Annotated in this window: 4 protein-coding genes; 3 read left to right on the forward strand and 1 reads right to left on the reverse strand. The window is 74.5% G+C overall.

What is annotated here, in order from left to right; all coding sequences use genetic code 11:
• Positions 1-168 precede the first annotated feature (168 nt).
• A complete protein-coding gene (locus tag Q7F20_RS17795; RefSeq protein ID WP_370871729.1) occupies positions 169-1164 on the forward strand; it encodes an AAA family ATPase in 996 nt (331 codons plus the stop codon).
• Positions 1164-2516 carry a DUF58 domain-containing protein gene (locus tag Q7F20_RS17800; RefSeq protein ID WP_305741394.1) on the forward strand — a complete coding sequence of 451 codons (1353 nt, stop codon included), beginning with the start codon at positions 1164-1166 and terminating at the stop codon, positions 2514-2516. The genes Q7F20_RS17795 and Q7F20_RS17800 overlap by 1 nt, the downstream gene beginning before the upstream one ends.
• Here the strand turns inward: Q7F20_RS17800 and Q7F20_RS17805 are convergent.
• On the reverse strand, positions 2513-3508 hold the full coding sequence (locus tag Q7F20_RS17805; RefSeq protein WP_305741397.1) for a stage II sporulation protein M: 996 nt from the start codon (positions 3506-3508) through the stop codon (positions 2513-2515). The two genes, Q7F20_RS17800 and Q7F20_RS17805, sit on opposite strands and share 4 nt — an antisense overlap.
• A gap of 139 nt (positions 3509-3647) precedes the next feature.
• Here Q7F20_RS17805 and Q7F20_RS17810 point away from each other — a divergent pair, with 139 nt between their 5' ends.
• A complete protein-coding gene (locus Q7F20_RS17810) occupies positions 3648-4517 on the forward strand; it encodes an RDD family protein (protein WP_305741395.1) in 870 nt (289 codons plus the stop codon).
• Positions 4518-4531: the final 14 nt, after the last annotated feature.

Consider the following 4531-nt stretch of genomic DNA (forward strand, 5'->3'; position numbering starts at 1 on the left):
CACCGGCATCCCCGACCGGCGCGTCGGGGCGGTCCTCGTCGGCGACCCGGCCGCCGACGACCGAGCCCTGACCGCCGGGGTCGCGGCACTCGACGACCTCGAGCGTGCCGTCCTCGCCGCGACCACCGGCGCCCAGCAGACCGACCGAGACCACCGAGGAGCACGACCGTGACCGATCCGTCCACCACCCAGACCCCGCAGGCCACCCCCGCGGGCGATCCGTTGCGCGATGCGTTCGGGCGGCTGCGCGCCGAGGTCGGCAAGGCCGTCGTCGGGCAGGAGGGCGCGGTCTCCGGGATGATCGTCGGCATCCTCGCGCAGGGGCACGTCCTGCTCGAGGGCGTCCCGGGCGTGGCGAAGACGCTGCTCGTCCGGAGCCTCGCCGCGGCGATGTCGCTCGACACGAAGCGCATCCAGTTCACGCCGGACCTGATGCCCGGCGACGTCACCGGTTCGCTCGTCTACGACGCCTCGACGGGGACCTTCCCCTTCCGCGAGGGTCCCGTCTTCACGAACGTGCTCCTCGCGGACGAGGTGAACCGGACGCCACCGAAGACGCAGTCCGCGCTCCTCGAGGCGATGGAGGAACGCCAGGTCAGCGTCGACGGCGACGCCCGGGTGCTGCCGGACCCGTTCTTCGTCGCGGCGACGATGAACCCGATCGAGTTCGAGGGCACCTACACCCTGCCGGAGGCCCAGCTCGACCGCTTCCTCATGAAGCTCACACTCGACGTCCCGCCGCGGGACGTCGAGTGGCAGGTGCTCCGTCGGCACGCGGACGGCTTCGTCCCGCGGGACGTCCGCTCCGCCGGGATCGCCCCGGTCCTCGGTGTCGACGAGGTCCTCCGGGCGCAGCGAGCGGTCCGCGGTGTCGGGGCGCGCGACGACGTCCTCGCGTACGTCGTGGACCTGGCCCGTGCCACCCGACAGGCACCGTCCGTCCGGGTCGGGGTCAGCCCCCGCGGTGCGACGGCCCTCCTCGCCGCCGCGAAGGCGTGGGCGTGGCTCACCGGCTACGACGCCATCACGCCCGACCACGTGCAGGCCATGCTGCTGCCGGTCTGGCGGCACCGGCTGCGGGTCGCCGCCGACGCCGAGCTCGAGGGCGTCGGCGCCGACGGTGTGCTGCAGCAGGTGCTCGAGCAGGTCCGGGTGCCGATCTAGTGGCGGTCTCCGGTCGGTTCGTCGCGCTCCTCGCCGTCGCGATCGTCCCCACAGTGCTGCTCGGCACGGGCTGGGCCGGCGCCGCGTGGGCGGGCGTGGTCATGCTGGCGGCGCTGCTCGACGTGCTGCTCGCCGCCGACCTCACCGCAGTCCGGGTGGAGCGGCGGATGCCCCGGCTCGCCCGCCGGGACACCACCGCCGACGGCACGCTCGTGCTCGCCAACGACGGCCGCCGGACGCTCCGTGGCATGCTGCGGGACATGTGGGAGCCGTCCGCCGGGCAGGCCCCGCGCCGCATCCCCGTCCACGTGCCCGCGGGTGAACGACGGACCGCGCGACAGCGGTTCGCCCCGTTCCGCCGTGGTCGCCGGTCGTCAGCCGGTGTCGCCGTGCGCGCGTTCGGGCCGCTCGGGCTCGCCGCGCGCCAGCGCGTCGTCGCGGCGCCGGCCGAGCTCGTCGTCACGCCGCCGTTCCGGTCCCGTCGGCACCTGCCCTCGCGGCTCGCGCGCCTCCGGGAGCTCGACGGCGAGACCACCCTCCAGCTGCGCGGTCACGGCACCGAGTTCGACTCGTTGCGGGACTACGTGCGCGGTGACGACGTCCGGTCGATCGACTGGCGTGCGACCGCCCGTCGGCAGGACCTCGTGGTGCGCACGTGGCGTCCGGAACGGGACCGCCGGGTGATCGTGGTCGTCGACGCCGGCCGTGCCGGTGCCGGCCGGGTGGACGACGAACCGCGGCTCGACACGTTCATCGAGTCGGCGCTGCTCCTCGGCGCCCTCGCGGCGGCGGCAGGCGACCGGGTGGACCTCGCCGTGCTGGACGACGCCGTCCGGGGTCGCGTGCACGGTGCCACGCGCTCCGACGTCGTGCAGCGTTTCGGCGAGACGCTCGCGCTCGCGGAGCCCGGGATCGCCGCCACCGACTGGTCGGCGGTGCCCGGGCTCGTCGACTCGATCACCACGTCGAGGGCCCTGGTGGTGCTCGCGTCGAGCCTCGACTCGGTCGGCGCGTCGGGTGACCTGCTCGCGGTGCTCCCCCGACTGACGCGGCGGCACGCCGTCGTCGTCACGAGTGTGACGGACCCGACCGTGGAGCGGATGGCGAGCGGGGCGGTGGAGCCGACCGCCCCGGGACGGGAGCGACGGGGCGGGCGCGTGCCGTCCCTCCCGAGCCGTGGCGACCGCGACGTCTACCGACGCGCTGCCGCCGAACGCACGCTCCTCGACGCCGACGGCGTGGCGGACGTGGCGCGCCGTGCCGGGGCCGAGGTCGTGCGGGCCGCGCCGGAGCAGGTGCCGCCGCTCGTCGCCGATGCCTACATCCGCGCGAAGGCGTCCGGGCGGCTCTAGTCGGCGACGAGGGCGGAGGTGCCGCGCTCGAACTCCTCGAGATCGCCGCGCTGTCCCGCTCGGTACGCCCGGCCGCCGAGGACCCACTGGTACCAGAGCACGGCGGCGAGCACGACGGTGCCGATGCCGATCTTGACCGGCCACGGCCAGTCCTGACGCGTGACCGTCCCCTCGACGAGACCGGAGAGCAGGAGTGTCAGGGCGAGCCCGACCGCGATCGTGATGAGCGCACGGCCGTCCTCGGCGAGGGCCTGTGCGCGGGTGCGTGCTCCGGGTGCGATCCACGACCAGGCGATCATGAGTCCGGCGGCCGCCGCGAGGAAGATGGAGTACAGCTCGAGCTGCCCGTGCGGAGCGATGTACAGGAAGAAGTCCCCGAGGTGTCCCTGGTCGTGCATGATCGCTGCCGAGACGCCGAGGCTGATGGCGTTCTGGCCGATCGAGAACGGCACGAACAGGCCGGTGACGCCGAAGGCGACCATCGTGGCGGCGATGTAGGCGTTGTTCGTCCACACCTGCGCGGTGAAGGCGCCGAGGCCGTGGTCCGAGTAGTAGGCCTGGAAGTCCTGGGTCGCGTACTGCCGGAGCGCCTCGGGGGTACCGAACGTGTCGACGGCCCCCGGGGTCGTCGTGATCCAGACCGCCGTGACGGCCGCGATCGCCGCCGTGGCGACCGCGACCCAGATCGACACCCAGCGGATGCGGTACAGGGCGGCGGGGAGCTGCAGGACGAAGAAGGACGTCACCGCCGCGAGCGGGTCGACGGGGGTGCCGGTGAACCGGAGTCGGGCGCGGAAGAGCGTCAGCGAGAGCCGGTCGCCGACGGCGGTCCGCGGGGCGGCGCCCCGGATGCGGGCGAGGTCGGTGGCTGCCGCCTGGTAGCCGGAGACGAGGCGATCGACGTCGGCGCCGGAGGCATGGCGTGTGCGGGCGAGCCGGTCGAGCTCCTGCCACCGGTCGCGGTGCACCTCGGTGTAGGCGTCCAGGTCCACAGCGTCTCCCCCGCTCGTCCGGTCTGCGCGCGTCCGTGCCACGTCCGGTGTCGTCCCGTTCCGCACGTCCGTGCGCGTCCGGTGTCCGCGCGTCCGTGCCGCGCGGGCGGTGGACGTGCGTCTCCGACAGAATGATCCCATGCCGAAGACCCGTGCGCCGCGCGACCTCGCCGATGGCCGGTTCGTCGTCGCGCTCGACGACACCCACGACGAGCTCGTCGTCGGCGAGGCGGTCGCGCTCGACGTGCAGCCCGCTGGCATCGCGTTGCGGCTCGCGGCGGCGCTCCTCGACGGCGTCTGCCTGCTCGCGCTGTACGTGATGCTCATGATCGGCTTGTCGCGGGTCTGGCCGAGCGACCTCGACGAGGCCTGGGCGGCGGCGCTCAGCATCGGTGTGCTCGTCGTCGTGCTCGTGCTCGTCCCGGCGGCGCTCGAGACCGTCACCCGGGGCAAGAGCGTCGGTCGGTACGCCACCGGGACCCGGGTCGTCCGGCTCGACGGCGGAGCGATCGGCTTCCGGCACGCGTTCACCCGTGCCCTCGTCGGACTGTTCGAGCTGTGGATGACGTTCGGCTCGGTCGCGCTGCTCGTGGCCCTGTTCGGTTCGCGCCCGCGGCGGCTCGGTGACCTGCTCGCGGGGACCTTCGTGCAGCACGAGCGGACGGCAGCGCAGCGTGCTCAGGAGGTCCTCATGCCCGCGCAGCTCGTGGCCTGGGCCGGGATCGCGGACGTGTCGGCGCTCCCACAGCGGCTCGAGAACCGGCTCGGGGCGTTCTTCCGCGGGGCCGCCGACCTCCGGCCCGAACTCCGGGACGCCGCCGCACGGTCCCTGGCGGCAGCGGTCGCCGAGTACGCGCACCCGGTGCCGGCGGTCCACCCCGAGGTGTTCCTCGCGGGGGTGGTCGTGCTGCGGCGGGAGCGGGACCTGCGCGCGCTGCGGGGTCGGGCGGCGATGCTCGACCGGGCGTCGGCGGTGGCGACGGCGCGGCCGCCGGGGTTCCCGCGCTGAGACGCGGGGGTGCC

Source organism: Curtobacterium sp. A7_M15 (genome assembly GCF_030705415.1).
GTDB lineage: Bacteria > Actinomycetota > Actinomycetes > Actinomycetales > Microbacteriaceae > Curtobacterium.

Excerpts from the sequence above, each read along its gene's own strand:
- Q7F20_RS17810 (WP_305741395.1), top strand. The coding sequence starts at position 3,648 with ATGCCGAAGACCCGTGCGCCGCGCGACCTCGCCGATGGCCGGTTCGTC.